A 15,940-nucleotide genomic window follows, 5' to 3' on the forward strand; every position below is an offset into this window, starting at 1 on the left:
ACAAAATACTGTCGAATGTAACAAAAAAAGACCGCACGAAACGGGCGGTCTTTCGGTTTTATCGGAAGTAGCTGATCAATAATCCGATCGATAGCAGGAATCCGAAAAATGTATTCGTTTGGGCTGTTGATTTCATTGCGACAATCATATTCATCGGCAATTCTTTTTGGACGAAGCCCTTTACTGCCTGAACCGGCTTAGGCACGCTCAAAAAGACGACAAACAGCCACGGGCTTGCGGCACCGGTAATGACCAAGCCGACAACCCAAATATAAGCGACAGCAAACGACGCAGCTAAGAGAGTGACAGCTCCCTTATGCCCCATCAAAATCGCCAATGTTTTGCGTCCGCCTTTTTTGTCCTCTTCAATATCGCGGATGTTGTTCGACAGGTTAATCGCGCCGACAAGAATCGCAATCGGGATCGAAATCAAAATGCTTTGTGTGTTGATCATATCTGTCTGAATGAAAAACGAAATCAGCACAAACACTGAACCCATGCAAATGCCTGAGAATAACTCACCGAACGGCGTATATGCAATCGGCAGCGGCCCGCCAGTATACAGGTAGCCGATGGCCATGCCGACAAGGCCGATCAGAGCGAGCCACCAGCTGCTGCTTGCGCAAATATAGACACCAAGCAGAATGGCAATCCCGTATGATGCGAGGGCTAATTGCAAAATCGTCTTAGGCTTCATTCCGTGGCGTACAATCGCACCTCCGATTCCGACAGATTCTGCTGTATCTAGCCCGCGTTTAAAATCATAGTATTCATTAAATAAGTTCGTCGCAATTTGAATCCATAAGCAAGAAAACAGCATAGCCAGAAACAGCAGCAGATCAACCTTCACATAAAACATCGCCAAAACCGTTCCGAGCAGCACAGGCACAAACGATGCGGTTAACGTATGAGGACGGGTTAACTGCCAAAGGATCTGCCCCATGCTTTCTTTTTCCGGCGCTGTCTGACCCTCACCCTTATTTGTTTGGTTCATCTTCCTCTTCCTTTCTATTAAAAGGCTTACTTTTTTCAGCCGGCAGCTTGATAAAAACTCCTTTTGCTTCCTTATCTATCATAATGACTTCTCCTTCATTTCACAAGATACCACAAGAAGGCGTTTTCTTTCTTATTATACGCTTTCCGCCCCGATTTCATTAGGTTTCTGCTTTTACCCGAACGAATAGGTACAGAAAAATTTTTTTAAGTACATTACGCTTTTTAAAAGTTAAAAAGATCTTTTGACTCCATGTAGGTTTTCCTTTATTATAAATCAGCTCGAGACTTTCCATTCTTGCCCTTGCAGGTATAAAGTTTCATTTTCAAAAGCAGACGCCGATATATTATTTTGAGGGAGATTAGGGAAAAAATGAAACTTTTTGAGCATCTAATCGTCAAATACTCATGTGATTGTCGAAAAAACGGGAAGGGAATTTTTGATATGCTGCAATTGATGAAACAGCTGTATGAAAAGCCCGCTGTCAAGTGGACATGTCATACAGGATTTTATTTGATGATACTGCTTGTTTTGTTTTTTATGTATGGTTTTCACACCGCGAATACCGGTTCATATATTTATAACGATTTCTAATTGGAGAGAGAATAACTATGAAACTTTTACATGCTATTCAAACACATGCGGAATCTTATCCGCAAACCGATGCCTTCCGCTCTCAAGGCCAGTCGCTCACGTATCAGGAATTATGGGAGCAGTCTGACCGAGCGGCTGCCGCGATTCAAAAACGCATTTCTGGGGAAAAGAAATCTCCTATCCTTGTGTACGGCCATATGGAGCCCTGCATGATCGTTTCCTTCTTAGGAAGCGTCAAAGCGGGACACCCTTATATTCCGGTTGATCTGTCCATTCCGTCCGAGCGGATTGCGAAAATTATCGAAAGCTCTGGAGCAGAATTGCTGATCCATGCAGCCGGACTTTCAATTGATACAGACAGCCAGCAGATTCAGACGGTTTCAGCAGAAGAACTGCTGGAAAACGAAGGCGGCTCTGTCAGCCAAGATCAATGGGTCAAGGAACATGAGACATTTTACATCATTTACACTTCCGGAAGCACGGGAAATCCAAAAGGCGTGCAGATTTCCGCGGCGAATCTTCAAAGCTTCACAGACTGGATTTGTGCAGACTTTCCAGTCAACGGAGGAAAAACATTTTTAAACCAAGCGCCGTTTTCATTTGATTTATCTGTCATGGATCTTTATCCATGCCTTCAATCAGGCGGGACTTTACACTGCGTGACAAAGGATGCTGTAAATAAGCCGAAAATCTTATTCGAAGAGCTGAAGAAGTCCGGGCTGAATGTGTGGACATCAACGCCTTCCTTTGTGCAGATGTGCCTGATGGACCCGGGTTTTTCACAAGACCTGCTGCCAGATGCAGACACATTTATGTTTTGCGGAGAGGTTCTTCCGGTTTCTGTGGCAAATGCGCTGCTTGAGCGTTTTCCGAAAGCGAAAATCTTTAATACGTACGGTCCGACTGAAGCAACAGTGGCTGTCACATCCGTTGAAATTACAAGTGACGTCATCAGCCGCAACGAATCGCTTCCAGTCGGCTTCGCCAAGCCAGATATGAACATTTTCATTATGGATGAACAGGGACAGCCGCTTCCTGAAGGAGAAAAAGGAGAAATCGTCATTGCAGGGCCGAGCGTAAGCCGAGGCTACCTTGGTGAGCCAGAGCTGACGGAAAAAGCTTTTTTCTCTTATGAAGGACAGTGGGCATACCGTACTGGCGATGCTGGCTATATCCAAGATGGTCAGATTTTCTGCCAAGGACGTTTGGATTTCCAAATTAAACTTCACGGCTACCGAATGGAGCTTGAGGAAATCGAGTTCCATGTCAGACAGTCTCAGTACGTTCGTTCTGCTGTTGTGATTCCGTATCAGCCAAACGGAACAGTCGAGTACCTGATCGCTGCTGTTGTGCCTGAGGAGCATGAGTTCCAGAAGGAATTCCAGCTGACAAGCGCCATTAAAAAAGAGCTTGCCGCTTCCCTTCCGGCGTATATGATCCCGAGAAAATTCATCTATCAGGATCACATTCAAATGACGGCCAACGGCAAAATTGACCGGAAGCGCATCGGCGAAGAGGTTCTTGTATGACGCCTTACAGCTCGTTTTTATTCTTTATACTGCTTGGCATTCTTCTTCTGCCGACGATCATTCTCGGCCTGAACGGAAAAAGATTTCAAGCATACAACATGTTCATATCTATCATTATATTGGCTTTAATTTTTTCGCACGACTTACACGGGGTCATCGCACTGTGTCTGTTTACGATATGGCAGGTGCTCCTGATCAGCGGCTATCTGGCGTACCGGCAGAAAGCGAACAGCGGCTTTGTCTTTTGCGGAGCTGTTATCGCGGCGATTCTGCCTTTATTCTTGTCAAAAATATGGCCGTTTCTTTCACACCCGCAGCCGCATCACCCGCCACATAACCTGATCAGCTTTTTAGGGATTTCGTATTTAACCTTTAAAGGCGTTCAGCTGATTATGGAAGCAAGAGACGGTCTGCTGAAGGAACAGCTGCCGCTGCACCGCCTGCTGTATTTCATCCTGTTTTTCCCGACGATTTCCTCCGGTCCGATCGACAGATACCGCCGGTTCGTCAAGGATGAACAGAAGGCTTGGACGAAAGAAGAATACGCCGACCTATTGTATACAGGGATTCATAAGATCTTTATCGGTTTCCTGTACAAGTTTATTATCGGCTATGCAATCAATACGTACTTCATCATGAATCTTCCCGCGATCACGCACAATAAGATTCTTGGGAACCTGCTGTACATGTACGGCTACAGCATGTATTTATTCTTTGATTTCGCCGGCTACACGATGTTTGCCGTCGGGGTCAGCTATATCATGGGCATTAAATCACCGGAAAACTTTAATAAACCGTTTATCAGTAAAAATATTAAAGATTTCTGGAATCGCTGGCATATGTCTCTGTCATTTTGGTTTAGAGATTATGTGTTTATGAGATTCGTATTTTGGATGACAAAGAAAAAGTGGATCAAAAACCGTATGGCTGTCTCAAACATCGGGTATTTCCTGCTGTTTATGCTGATGGGGGTTTGGCACGGGCTTGCGCCGCAATATATCATCTACGGCCTCTATCACGCCGTGCTGATGACGTGTTACAACTTTTTCGAGAAGTGGAATAAGAAATATAAATGGCTGCCGTCCAACCGCTGGACAACCGTTCTCGCTATTGTGATTACGTTCCACTTCGTTTGCTTCGGGTTTTATATTTTCTCAGGAAAATTATTTCATCACCACCATTAAAGGAGATTAGAAAGCTATGGATTTTAAACAAGAGGTATTAGACGTTTTAGCAGAGGTTTGCCAGGATGACATCGTAAAGGAAAATCCTGATATTGAAATTTTTGAAGAAGGTTTGCTTGATTCTTTTGGAACAGTAGAATTGTTGCTTGCGATTGAAAACCGTTTTGATATTTTAGTGCCGATCACTGAATTTGACCGGGATGTTTGGAATACGCCTAACAACATTGTAAATCAGCTGTCTGAGTTGAAATAATGAAAAAGCGTTTTTTCGGTCCAATTATTTTGGCGTTTATTCTATTCGCAGGCGCCATCGCAATTCCATCTTCATGGCTGACAGGCTTCATCACCGATAAACGGGTGAAAGAGTCAGCAACAGCCTTGAACCCAAGTATGTTTCAAGGGCTTTATTTACAAGATCAAATGCTCAAAGATCCGACATATCTTCCGATTTACGGGTCTTCTGAGCTTTCCCGGCTGGACGAGTTCCACCCATCTAATTATTTTCAAGTAAACAATGAGGGGTTCACGCCATACCTTGTCGGCAAAGGCGGGTCCCAGTCATTGATTCATTCTTTAAACTTCGCTGCCCATATGGATCAGCTGAAAGGCAAAAAAATCGTATTCATCGTGTCTCCGCAATGGTTTATTAAGCGCGGGTCTGATGAACAGCATTTCGCCCCGAACTATTCTGCGCTGCAAGGGCTAGATTTGGCATTTAACGAGCAGATCGACCCTGATGTGAAAAAGAAAATGATGAAACGCATGCTGCGCTTTAAGGCCGTGCAAAACGACGCGATTCTTTCCGAGCTGTACAAAGCAATGGTAAACGGCCAGACATGGAAAGCAAACGCGCTGAAGCCGGCGGCAAAAGTCTATTACAGCATGCTGGAAAAGAAAGACATGTATTATTCAGCGACGGAATCATCCGGGCCAAAGCGTTATATCTCGCAGTCAGTAAAGGATAAGTCATGGTCTGAATTAAATAAACTCGCAGATCAATCAGGCAAACGCCACTCCGGATCTAACGATTTTCATATCGACAATCCAGTTTATAAAAAGCTGAAGCCGAAAGTGCCAAAGCTGAAAGGGAAAAACAAAGGAAGATCGTATGCGGTGTCACCGGAATACGGCGACTTTGAAATGATGCTTGATATCCTGAAGGATGCGGGTGCAGAGCCTATGTTTGTCACCATCCCTGTTAACGGAAAATGGTACGACTACACAGGCTTCCCGAAAAAAGGCCGCACCGACTATTACAAAAAAGTGAATAAACAGATTAGAGCGAAGGGCTTCCAGGTTGCTGATTTTTCAGGACATGAATATGACCCGTATTTCATGAAAGATACCATCCACATCGGCTGGAAAGGCTGGGTTTACGTCGATAAAGCAATTGACGAATTTTATAAAACCGGAAAAGTCACTTCATCCTGAGCATCTCGTAGGACGCTGCTGCATATTTCCCGCTAAGATTTGAAATAGTAAAGGAATCACAGCCAACTAGTAAGAGGTGTACATCAATGAAGATGACAGGCAATACGGTTTTAATTACAGGGGGTTCCGCAGGCATTGGGCTTGAACTGGCCAAGCGGCTGCTGGAGCTCGGTAATGAAGTCGTGATTTGCGGACGCAGCGAAGCGCGTCTTACAGAAGCAAAGCAGCAGCTCCCAAACATCCATACAAAGCAATGTGATGTTGCAGACCGTTCGCAGCGGGAAGCATTGTTTGAATGGGCTCTAAAGAAATTTCCGAACCTGAATGTTCTCGTCAATAACGCCGGCATCACAGAGGAGCTTTTTGAGGACGGAGATGAAATTGAACTTAATTTCCAAGCGCCTGTCCATTTATCAGCTCTTTTCACACCTCATTTGATGAAGCAGCCCGACGCGGCAATTGTTCAGGTCACGTCGGGGCTTGCGTTTAACCCGTTAGCTGTTTATCCGGTGTACTGTGCAACAAAAGCGGCGCTTCACTCGTTCTCGCTTACGCTCAGACACCAGCTTCGCGATACGAGCGTGGAAGTGATTGAAATGGCGCCTCCTATGGTGGACACGGGATTAAACCAAAAATCACGCGATAAACAAGGCCTGACATACCGCGGCATTTCAGCTGAAGAATATGTTCAATATTTCTTGGACGGCTTGAAAGAAGGCAAACAAGAGATTACAAATGAACGTGTTGAAGGTCTTCGGAATGCCACTCGCGCCGATTATGACAGGGTGTTCGAACAAATGAACACGCAGGAGAATTAATTTCTCCTGCTTTTTTCTTATGAATTTCTTACAAATTTGAGCAAACCTATTGCGAATATTTGTTGAAGGTATACAATAGAATATAAATTATTTTCAAATAAGTTTGATAATATAAACAATTTAACAGCAGGGAGATTGACCATGACTAAACAAACGATTCGTGTTGAATTGACATCAACCAAAAAACCGAAACCAGATCCAAATCAGCTTTCGTTCGGAAGAGTGTTTACAGACCACATGTTTGTAATGGACTACGCGGCGGATAAAGGATGGTACGACCCAAGAATCATTCCTTATCAATCTATTTCAATGGACCCAGCGGCAATGGTATATCACTACGGCCAAACCGTGTTTGAAGGGTTAAAGGCTTACGTATCAGAGGATGACCATGTCCTGCTTTTCAGACCGGAAAAAAATATGGAGCGCCTGAATCAATCAAACGACCGCCTCTGCATCCCGCAAATCGATGAAGAACAGGTTCTCGAAGGCTTAAAACAGCTTGTTGCGATCGATAAAGACTGGATTCCGAATACGGAGGGCACGTCCCTTTATATCCGTCCGTTCATCATCGCCACCGAGCCTTTCCTTGGTGTTGCGGCATCTCATACGTATAAGCTCTTTATCATTCTTTCTCCGGTCGGCTCATATTACAAAGAAGGCATCAAGCCGGTCAAAATCGCTGTTGAAAGTGAATTTGTCCGTGCGGTAAAAGGCGGAACGGGAAATGCCAAAACCGCAGGGAACTACGCTTCAAGCTTAAAAGCGCAGCAGGTAGCCGAAGAGAAAGGATTTTCTCAAGTACTCTGGCTGGACGGGATTGAAAAGAAATACATCGAAGAAGTCGGAAGCATGAACATCTTCTTCAAAATCAACGGTGAAATTGTAACGCCAATGTTGAACGGAAGCATCCTGGAAGGCATTACGCGCAATTCCGTCATCGCCTTGCTTAAGCATTGGGGCCTTTCCGTTTCAGAACGGAAAATTGCGATCGATGAGGTCATCCAAGCCCATAAAGACGGCATCCTTGAAGAAGCCTTCGGAACCGGTACAGCTGCTGTTATTTCCCCGGTCGGTGAGCTGATCTGGCAGGATGAAACACTATCGATTAACAACGGTGAAACAGGAGAAATCGCAAAAAAACTATATGACACGATTACAGGCATTCAAAAAGGCACTGTCGCGGATGAATTCGGATGGACGACTGAAGTTGCAGCGCTGACTGAAAGCAAATAAGAAAAAAACCGGCCACTGAGGACCGGCTTTTTTACGCTTCAATTTTGTTAAAGAACTGCGGCAGGTACGCTTTGTGCGCCTCCAGCATTTCGTCTAAAATCTGTTTAGCCACAGTATCGGATGGAACGAGCGGGTTAATCGTCATGGCGAGGAGTGCTGTTTGATAGTCGCCTGTGACCGCCGCTTCTGCCGCGACACGCTCAAAGGATTTGATTTGCTGAACGAGGCCCCGGACAGACACTGGCAAGTCGCCGACAGCTATTGGCTTAGGGCCGTTTTTCGTCATCACGCAGTTCACTTCAACCGCGGAATCGTCTGGGATGCTGGCGATTGCGCCGTTATTGACCGTGTTCACCGGCTGAATGTCGTGTTTATCATTGTAAATGGAGCTGATCAAGTTACACGCTGCATCGCTGTAGTAAGCACCGCCCCGTTTTTCCAGCTGCGGCGGTTTGATCGCAAGGTTCGGATTTTTGTAAAGTTCGAACAGCTCTTTTTCGACCTTCTGCACAACTTCAGCGCGGGTGCCTTCCGTTTGTGATGCTTCCAGTTCATGCTCCAGCATCTCTTTTGTTTTGAAATAGTAACGGTGGTAGCCGCAAGGGATGATATCGAGCGCTTTTAAAAAGTCCGGCTCCCACTCTGCTCCTGAGATGTTTTTCATCGTCATTGCGTTTTTCGGATCACCCATCGCTTCGATTACTTGATCCTTCACACTTACGCCGTCCAAGAAAACATCCAGTCCGAACACCATGTGATTTAATCCGGCGAATTGGACTTCTACGCGGTTCACATCTACGTCAAGCGCTTTGGCCACACCCATTTTGATGCCGATCGGAACGTTACAGAGACCGACGACTTTCTTCAGGTTAGAGTAGCGAAGCAAGGCCTCTGTCACCATGCCGGCAGGGTTTGTGAAATTGACGAGCCATGCGTTCGGGCAGAGCTCTTCGATATCCTTTGCGATCTCAAGGATGACCGGAATCGTTCGCAACCCTTTAAACAGGCCTCCCGGGCCGTTCGTTTCCTGGCCGATGACGTCATATTTTAATGGGATGCGTTCATCCTTAGCTCTTGCCTGCAGAAGCCCGACACGGAATTGAGTCGTGACAAAGTCTGCGTCTTTCAGCGCTTTTCTCCGGTCGAGCGTAAGGTGAATGTCGATCGGGACGCCGGCTTTTTCAACCATCCGTTTGGCGAGCGTGCCGACAATATTCAGCTTTTCTTCGCCCTCAGGGATATCGACGAGCCATAATTCACGGACAGGCAGCTCATCATACCGTTTAATGAACCCTTCCACGAGCTCTGGCGTGTAGCTTGAACCTCCGCCAATCGTTACAATCTTCAATCCTTTTGTCATATGCTTGCTCCCCTTTGCTCAGTGATTTTTTCATATAACTCAATGAACTCCGCCGCCAGATCCTTCACTGTCATCGCATTCATTAAATGATCCTGTGCATGCACCATCAGAAGCGTCATTTCCGTTTTTTCTCCGCCCGCTTCATTTTGGATCAGCTCTGTCTGATAATGATGGGCTTTTGTTAATTCTTCTGCCGACTCTTGAAGCTTTTTCCGCGCTTCTTCTGCGTCACCGCTTTTCGCAGCGGCAATGGCCTCCATTGCCGAGCTCCTTCCGTTTCCTCCGTGAAGGATAATTTGAAAAATGATTTGCTCCATATTCTCATTCACGCGATTCACTTCCTTTCTCTACAGAGCCGCTTCTTTGTCATCTGATGCTGCAGGCGTTTGGACGAGCTCCAGATCGTTTTCTTCTTTCAGCTTCTGTTTATCCCACATTCTAAAGAACGGGTAGTAGACAACAAAGGATACGGCGATATTAATGGCTTGCATGACCGCACCTGAGACTTTTCCCCCTGTCGCCAGATAGCCTGAAAAGATCGGCGGCATGGTCCATGGAACTGCGATACCCGCCGGTTTGGCAACAAGTCCGGTGCTCATTCCGATGTATGTGAGTGTCACTGTGACTAGCGGCGTGATGATAAACGGAAGTAAGAGCATCGGGTTCATGACGATCGGCATTCCGAAAATAATCGGTTCGTTAATATTGAAGATGGCCGGCCCGATCGCAAGCTTTCCGAGCTGCTTCATTTGTTTGCTTCGGGCGCGCAGGAACATCGTGACAACCAGTGCCAAAGTGGCTCCGCTTCCGCCGATATTAATCCAGATATCAAAAAACTGCTGGGTGAAAATCTTAGGCAGCTCCTCACCCGCTTGGAACGCGATCCTATTGGCATCCATGGCGCCGTACCAAATCGGTGCCATGACGCCGCCGACAATGTTGGCGCCGTGAAGGCCGCAGGCCCATAAAAGCATTTTGACGGCTTCTGCGACAAGGCTGCCTCCGAGGCTTCCGCCAAGAATGGAAAGCGGCGTTCCCAGTAAAACGCTTACAATATTATGAAGGCTTTCAAACGGTGTCGCTTCAACAATCAGACGGGCTGCCCAAATCAGGAAGATGACGGCAAAGCCGGGGATTAACGCGACAAATGACTTGCTGACTGCCGGCGGAACGCCGTCCGGCATTTTGAAGACCAAATTGCGCTGGATAATGAGGCGGTAAATCTCTGTTGATACCATCGCGATAATCATGGCGACAAACAGGCCTTTGCTTCCCATGAGTGAAAGCGGAATCCCGCCGCCAACCATAATCTCTTTCGTCGAACCATCAGGCGTAAACGGCACTTGATACGGTGTCGCTAACAAAAATGCCGCAAGTGAAATAGCTCCGGCCGACAAGGCATCAACACCGTATTTCTCGGCGAGCCGGTAGGCGATGCCGAACGCGGCGACCAGACCCATAATTTCAAAGGTGGCGTCAACTGGGTAGGCCAGCTTTTCAGACCAGGCGCTGCCAAACGTTTTTGCCATAAACTCAGCGTATCCCGGGATCGGGAGGTTGCCGATGATGAGGAAAAAGGAACCGATGATAATCAGCGGCATCGTAAGGATGATACCGTCACGCAGCGCCTGCAAATGGCGCTGTCCCGCAATTCTTCCCGCTATAGGCATGACCTTTTCTTCTAAGATCTGATTGACTTTATTCACATAGCCCGCCCCTCTCTATGACACATGTCCAAGCTGTTCAGCTGATTTCAGCACTTCTGCCCCGTTGCACGTGCCATAATGGACGGTATTAATGACGTCTACCGGAACCCCCTTTGACTCTCCTAGTTTTTTCAGCTGCGGAAGCATATAACGGACTTGCGGGCCGAGAAGCAATACATCCGCTTTATCAATATGATTTTGTACAGAATCACCTGAAACTGCCCAAATGGTATAGTCTTTTCCTTGTTCCTGCGCACTTTTTTCCATCTTGCTCACCAGTAAGCTAGTAGACATGCCTGCTGCACAAACGAGTAATATATTCATGTAAAAGACCCCCTAAAGTTTGATCAATTTTGTCATGTCCTGTTGTTGATATCATCATATTATGAAATCGCTTTCATAAACACTCAAGGTTTTTCCGCAGGAAACGGAAAAAAGGTATATACAGGCTGTCAGTTCAGCATTTTTTGGTCAAACACATCCGAAAGCTCTTGATACGAACGGCATTTGATCAGTTGGTTCACCGCCGCCGGGTCATCCAAAATGCTGCCAAGCAGTTTATACATGCTTTGCAAATCCGCTTTGTTCTCCTTTTCGACACAAAGCAAACAGACAAATTGAACACGCTGATTCTCCCAATCTATCGGTTTTTTGAGCGTACAAACGGCCCAAAATGTTGTTTTTGTCTGCGGAACGAGCGGGTGCGGTATGGCAACAAGATTGCCAAAGCACGTTGGCGACATATCTTCTCTTTCAAAAATGGATTCTATGATTTCTTTTTCGGCATAGCCGCAATCAACTGCTTTCTGCCCTAAAAATTGAATCACTTCCTCTTTTGAGCGCAGATCCTTCTGGAAAAACACGAGTTCTTTTTTCAGGTAGCGGGCTGCTTTTTCTTTTTCATCACTCAGAATGGATTCGATTTTTATAAAGTCGGTTCCGCCCAAGAGTGTGTTGACCTTCAGCACTGGTACAGGGAGCTCTTTTTTGATCGGGATGGTGCTGATGACAAAATCAATGGATTCATAGGACATCTGGTCAAGACTGTAATACTCAGCAGTTCCTAGAATATCGAGCCGTTTGCCGAAATTGGAGCGGAGTTTTTCACACAGTAGCTGAGCGCTCCCGGCACCTGATGCGCACACAATGATACAGCGCTTCGGCGGGCTTTCTGTTTTTTTCCGTTCAATCGCGGCGCCAAAGTGGAGGGCCAAATAACCAATTTCATTTTCATGAATGTCGATGCCCGTTTGTTCCTTTATCACCATTCCGGCAACGATCCCGGCTTCAAAAGCGAGAGGATAGTGTTCCTTGATCGCTGCCAGCATCGGATTTCTCAGGTTCATGCCGTATCGGTTGCGGCTGATCGCCGGCTTTATATGGAGCGCTAAGCCGATTTTCAGCTCTTTGTCATGCAGGATGCCGAGCTTCAGTTCCCGATCAACGGCCTTTATCATAGCAAATGTCAGCTGATCGATTTCTGCGTCTATTGAAAATGTATCCTCCCCGCATTGTGGTTGTGTCATTCGCTTTGTGCCGAGGAGATGCATGGCGATATAGGCCGTCTCGTCTTTCGGAAACGTAACGGCAAGTGCTGATTCCAGCTCTTTTACGATGGCTTCGGCAGCCAGGTATTCTTTTTGATGCAGGATATGATCCATATCTTCCGGGAAAAGAGATACGTAGTTTTCCGTTCTGATCCGTTTACAAGCGATGGCAATATGGATGATGAGGTTATTCAGTCCTAAGTTAGACAGAGGGATGCGGTCGTTTTTGATTTTTTTCAGGATGGCTGAACGGATGATTTCGATTTCTTCATCTGGCAATATATCAGCCTTTTCATTCAGAACATCAATCTCTGTTTCTCTTTCATCGACAATGTACTCTGCCATACAGTACCTCATCTGGACCTCGTCCCCGCGCAGCTTGAAGCCGTAATTCGGGCGTGTTTCCATGACGATGCGATAGGGCAGAAGACGTTTCTTTACTTCTTTTAAATCCGTTTGGAGTGTAGATTTTGAGATAAATAGTTCTTCAGCCAATTCATCGAGCTTGAGGTAATGCTCCGCCAGCAGCAGACGTTTCATGAGATAGGCCATTCTCTCCTCCGGCAACACCGGCAGGCCCTTTTTTTGCTGAAATACATCTTGCAGCAGCATTCTGAATGTCTGCTCGTCGTGAATGCGGAGTTTGTAACCAGAGCCTCTTACCGATTGGACAAAGGCACCATGACCGCTTAGCACGCCTTGCAATTCCTTTATATCATTGCGGACCGTCCGCGTCGTCACGTTTAATTGCGCGGCAAAAAACGAGCTTGTCACCGGGGCTTCAGCCGCCATCAGCAAGCGCAAAATATCACGAAGTCGCCCATGAAGCATGAGAAAAACCTCCTATCAAGTAGATGCAGGGATAAAGTGAATAGGCAGAAAGGATGATGAAGGAATGCGAAATGTATATAAATTCTATAATGGGGCGAATGGCAAGTCAATGAACATCGGAGGGACAAGAGGGAAAACTGACCCATAAAAAAACAGCCGGATTCAGCCGGCTGTTCGGGAAGCGGACATGTTCTTTTGTTTAGACGCCTTGCGATCCTTCATGATTTTTCGAACAATCGGGTAAATGACCGGCGCCCATTTGATAACGGTTTTGATCATCTTTTTCAAAGCTCCGATTCTCCCTTCTTTTTTCTCAACCATTCCCCTGATTGCCTTTTGCTTAAACATGCTAACGTGACACGTACCTGTTTCCCGTCACCCAGAAACGCCACGGATAATCGCGCGCCTCTCCGCTGTTGTCAATGCCGATGCGCGGTCCGGTAGAAATCTCTTCCGGTGTGTACCCGCTTTCAATGTAAAGCGGCTGTTCCGTGATCCAGCGTCCATAGTCATTCATCGTGACGCCAAGCGCTTTCGTCAGCTTTCCGGGCCCGTTTGTCCATTCCCTCGGACGCCGGCCCGGCCTTCTCTCCTCCATTAACAGCTGGCCTTCATGAGGCTCAATCGCCCTGATTAATACCGCTTGCGGAACATCCACTTCTGCGGCAACGACATTCAGCAACGTATGGGTGTGCATCACGTATGTATACACTCGTCCGGCTTCCGCAAACATAACCTCAGTCCGCTTCGTCCGGCGGTTGTTAAAGCTGTGGGCCGCTCTGTCTCCGGCGCCCATATAGGCCTCTGTTTCCACAATATAGCCTGACGCTGTGCCCTCATCTGTTTCTTTTACCAGAAGGCAGCCAAGAAGCGACGGGGCAAGCTCAAGAGCGGTTTTTTGATAAAACGTGATGGGCAGCGGATCTTTTTCTCTTGTCACGAATCGAACTCTCCTTTTACCGATTTTTGTCCATTGTACCATTCCCGAAGCAGCTGAAAAAAAACGGCTGTTTTAAAATCTTTCCATTCAGGGAATATTGTTACCGTTAAAAAAGGAGGGTCAACCAATGAATGATGATCATCAGAAAAAACATCACGGAACAAATGCCCAAAGCAGCGAGGATACGCTTTCTCATAAGACGTCCGGGAAAAACGAGTCAGAGGATACCTTAACGAACAGACAGGGGCACCCTGTCACTGACAACCAAAATGTAAGAACTGTCGGGAATAGAGGGCCTACAACACTTGAGAACTATGATTTTCTCGAAAAAATCAGTCACTTTGACCGTGAACGCATTCCTGAGCGGGTTGTTCATGCCAGAGGAGCGGGTGCACACGGATATTTTGAAGCGTACGGAAGCTTTGGAGACGAACCGATTTCAAAATACACCCGGGCTAAGCTCTTTCAGGAAAAAGGCAAGAAAACACCGGCATTTGTCCGTTTTTCTACGGTGAATCATGGAAAACACTCACCTGAAACATTGAGAGACCCGCGCGGTTTTGCCGTTAAGCTTTATACCGACGACGGAAACTGGGATTTAGTCGGGAACAACCTGAAAATCTTTTTTATCCGCGACCCGCTGAAATTTCCGGATCTGGTGCACGCATTTCAGCCTGATCCAGTGACCAACATCCAAGATGGTGAACGTATTTTCGACTTCATTTCTCAGTCTCCTGAAGCGACACATATGATCACCTTCTTGTTTTCGCCTTGGGGCATCCCAGCCAACTACAGGCAAATGCAGGGTTCAGGTGTACACGCCTATAAGTGGGTGAATGAGGAAGGCAAGGCCGTTCTCGTGAAATACCATTTCGAACCGAAGCAGGGCATCCGCAACCTGACACAGAAGGAAGCGGAAGAGATTCAAGGAAAAAACTTTAACCATGCCACACAGGATTTATATGACGCAATTGAAAATGGAGATTATCCGGAGTGGGAAGTGTATGCCCAAATTATGAGCGATGATGAGCATCCCGAACTGGACTTTGACCCGCTCGATCCGACAAAACTGTGGTATAAAGACGATTTCCCATGGAAGCCGATCGGCAAATTGGTGCTTAATAAAAACCCGGAAAACTACCATGCGGAAGTGGAGCAAGTTTCTTTCGGAACGGGAGTGCTTGTTGACGGACTTGATTTCTCAGATGATAAGCTGCTTCAGGGCCGGACGTTTGCCTACTCTGATACGCAGCGCTACCGTGTAGGCGCAAATTACCTACAGCTTCCGATCAACTCGCCGAAAAAGCATGTCGCCACCAACCAGGAAGGCGGGCAAATGCAATATCGGGTGGATAGAGCAGAAGGCCAAAATCCGCACGTCAACTATGAGCCCTCCATTATGGGCGGGCTGAAAGAAGCGAAGCAGGATGGAAAAGATCATACGCCACATGTCGAGGGCGATGTAAAGCGCGAGGCGATCGACAGAACGAACAACTTCGGACAGGCCGGAGAAACGTACCGGAGATTTACTGAATTTGAACGGAACGAATTGATCACGAACCTGGTTAATACGCTTTCTACATGCCGCAAAGAAATCCAGGATCAGATGATTGAGAATTTCACAAAAGCTGATCCGGACTACGGGAAACGCGTGGCAGAAGGACTGAAAAAGGCCTCCGAGAACAACAGCAACGGACCGATCGGCACAACAGAAACGGAACAGGCTACAAAACAAGCTGAACAGGAAAGCCATCCGTCTGACCCATATTAAAA

The 15,940-nt window shown here is 46.7% G+C and carries 17 protein-coding genes; 8 read left to right on the forward strand and 9 right to left on the reverse strand.

From position 1 onward, the window contains the following. Positions 1–58 precede the first annotated feature (58 nt). Positions 59–994, reverse strand: a complete 936-nt coding sequence (locus LWH95_RS15160; protein WP_133485508.1) for a 1,4-dihydroxy-2-naphthoate polyprenyltransferase — start codon at positions 992–994, stop codon at positions 59–61. A gap of 160 nt (positions 995–1,154) precedes the next feature. Further along, positions 1,155–1,289 (reverse strand): hypothetical protein, encoded by a 135-nt coding sequence (locus LWH95_RS15165; RefSeq protein WP_032731716.1) that lies wholly within the window; start codon positions 1,287–1,289, stop codon positions 1,155–1,157. A 149-nt stretch (positions 1,290–1,438) separates the two neighbouring features. Between LWH95_RS15165 and LWH95_RS15170 the strand changes: the two genes are divergently transcribed. The 7 genes from LWH95_RS15170 to LWH95_RS15200 all read left to right on the forward strand — a co-directional run bounded on the left by LWH95_RS15170 (position 1,439) and on the right by LWH95_RS15200 (position 7,783). Next, the gene (locus tag LWH95_RS15170; RefSeq protein WP_003227330.1) at positions 1,439–1,588 is read left to right on the forward strand and encodes a teichoic acid D-Ala incorporation-associated protein DltX; all 150 of its coding nucleotides are present in this window, start codon (positions 1,439–1,441) and stop codon (positions 1,586–1,588) included. A gap of 17 nt (positions 1,589–1,605) precedes the next feature. Beyond that, positions 1,606–3,117, forward strand: a complete 1,512-nt coding sequence (dltA, locus tag LWH95_RS15175; RefSeq protein ID WP_133485506.1) for a D-alanine--poly(phosphoribitol) ligase subunit DltA — start codon at positions 1,606–1,608, stop codon at positions 3,115–3,117. Beyond that, entirely contained in the window at positions 3,114–4,301 is a 1,188-nt protein-coding gene (gene dltB, locus LWH95_RS15180; protein ID WP_003236105.1) for a D-alanyl-lipoteichoic acid biosynthesis protein DltB, read from the forward strand. The genes dltA and dltB overlap by 4 nt, the downstream gene beginning before the upstream one ends. A gap of 16 nt (positions 4,302–4,317) precedes the next feature. After that, complete coding sequence (dltC, locus tag LWH95_RS15185) at positions 4,318–4,554, forward strand: D-alanine--poly(phosphoribitol) ligase subunit DltC (protein WP_003227325.1); 237 nt, start codon at positions 4,318–4,320, stop codon at positions 4,552–4,554. Continuing rightward, positions 4,554–5,732: a D-alanyl-lipoteichoic acid biosynthesis protein DltD gene (gene dltD, locus LWH95_RS15190; protein WP_084994023.1), complete on the forward strand. Its 1,179-nt coding sequence runs from the start codon at positions 4,554–4,556 to the stop codon at positions 5,730–5,732. The genes dltC and dltD overlap by 1 nt, the downstream gene beginning before the upstream one ends. An 86-nt stretch (positions 5,733–5,818) precedes the next feature. Beyond that, the gene (locus LWH95_RS15195) at positions 5,819–6,550 is read left to right on the forward strand and encodes an SDR family oxidoreductase (RefSeq protein WP_232919908.1); all 732 of its coding nucleotides are present in this window, start codon (positions 5,819–5,821) and stop codon (positions 6,548–6,550) included. 141 nt (positions 6,551–6,691) lie between these two features. Continuing rightward, complete coding sequence (locus LWH95_RS15200; RefSeq protein ID WP_232919909.1) at positions 6,692–7,783, forward strand: branched-chain amino acid aminotransferase; 1,092 nt, start codon at positions 6,692–6,694, stop codon at positions 7,781–7,783. 31 nt (positions 7,784–7,814) lie between these two features. Here LWH95_RS15200 and licH read toward each other — a convergent pair whose 3' ends face one another. From licH to LWH95_RS15235, 7 genes are all read right to left on the reverse strand, one after another. Beyond that, positions 7,815–9,143, reverse strand: coding sequence for a 6-phospho-beta-glucosidase LicH (licH, locus tag LWH95_RS15205; protein ID WP_232919910.1), 1,329 nt, complete (start codon positions 9,141–9,143; stop codon positions 7,815–7,817). Then, entirely contained in the window at positions 9,140–9,472 is a 333-nt protein-coding gene (gene licA / locus LWH95_RS15210) for a PTS lichenan transporter subunit IIA (RefSeq protein WP_003236116.1), read from the reverse strand. The genes licH and licA overlap by 4 nt, the downstream gene beginning before the upstream one ends. Before the next feature lie 18 nt (positions 9,473–9,490). Continuing rightward, complete coding sequence (licC, locus tag LWH95_RS15215) at positions 9,491–10,849, reverse strand: PTS lichenan transporter subunit IIC (RefSeq protein ID WP_060399799.1); 1,359 nt, start codon at positions 10,847–10,849, stop codon at positions 9,491–9,493. A gap of 15 nt (positions 10,850–10,864) precedes the next feature. Next, the gene (gene licB, locus LWH95_RS15220; protein ID WP_003218755.1) at positions 10,865–11,173 is read right to left on the reverse strand and encodes a PTS lichenan transporter subunit IIB; all 309 of its coding nucleotides are present in this window, start codon (positions 11,171–11,173) and stop codon (positions 10,865–10,867) included. A gap of 128 nt (positions 11,174–11,301) precedes the next feature. Continuing rightward, entirely contained in the window at positions 11,302–13,227 is a 1,926-nt protein-coding gene (gene licR / locus LWH95_RS15225; protein ID WP_232919911.1) for a transcriptional regulator LicR, read from the reverse strand. Positions 13,228–13,389: 162 nt separating this feature from the next. Then, complete coding sequence (locus LWH95_RS15230) at positions 13,390–13,548, reverse strand: hypothetical protein (RefSeq protein ID WP_009968374.1); 159 nt, start codon at positions 13,546–13,548, stop codon at positions 13,390–13,392. 28 nt (positions 13,549–13,576) lie between these two features. Further along, positions 13,577–14,167, reverse strand: a complete 591-nt coding sequence (locus LWH95_RS15235) for a DNA-3-methyladenine glycosylase (RefSeq protein WP_232919912.1) — start codon at positions 14,165–14,167, stop codon at positions 13,577–13,579. Positions 14,168–14,294: 127 nt separating this feature from the next. On the opposite strand from LWH95_RS15235, the gene katX reads away from it, so the two are divergent. After that, a complete protein-coding gene (gene katX / locus LWH95_RS15240; protein ID WP_133485491.1) occupies positions 14,295–15,938 on the forward strand; it encodes a catalase KatX in 1,644 nt (547 codons plus the stop codon). The last annotated feature ends 2 nt before the right edge of the window (positions 15,939–15,940 follow it).

Source organism: Bacillus sp. G16 (genome assembly GCF_021282335.1).
GTDB classification, from domain to species: domain Bacteria; phylum Bacillota; class Bacilli; order Bacillales; family Bacillaceae; genus Bacillus; species Bacillus inaquosorum.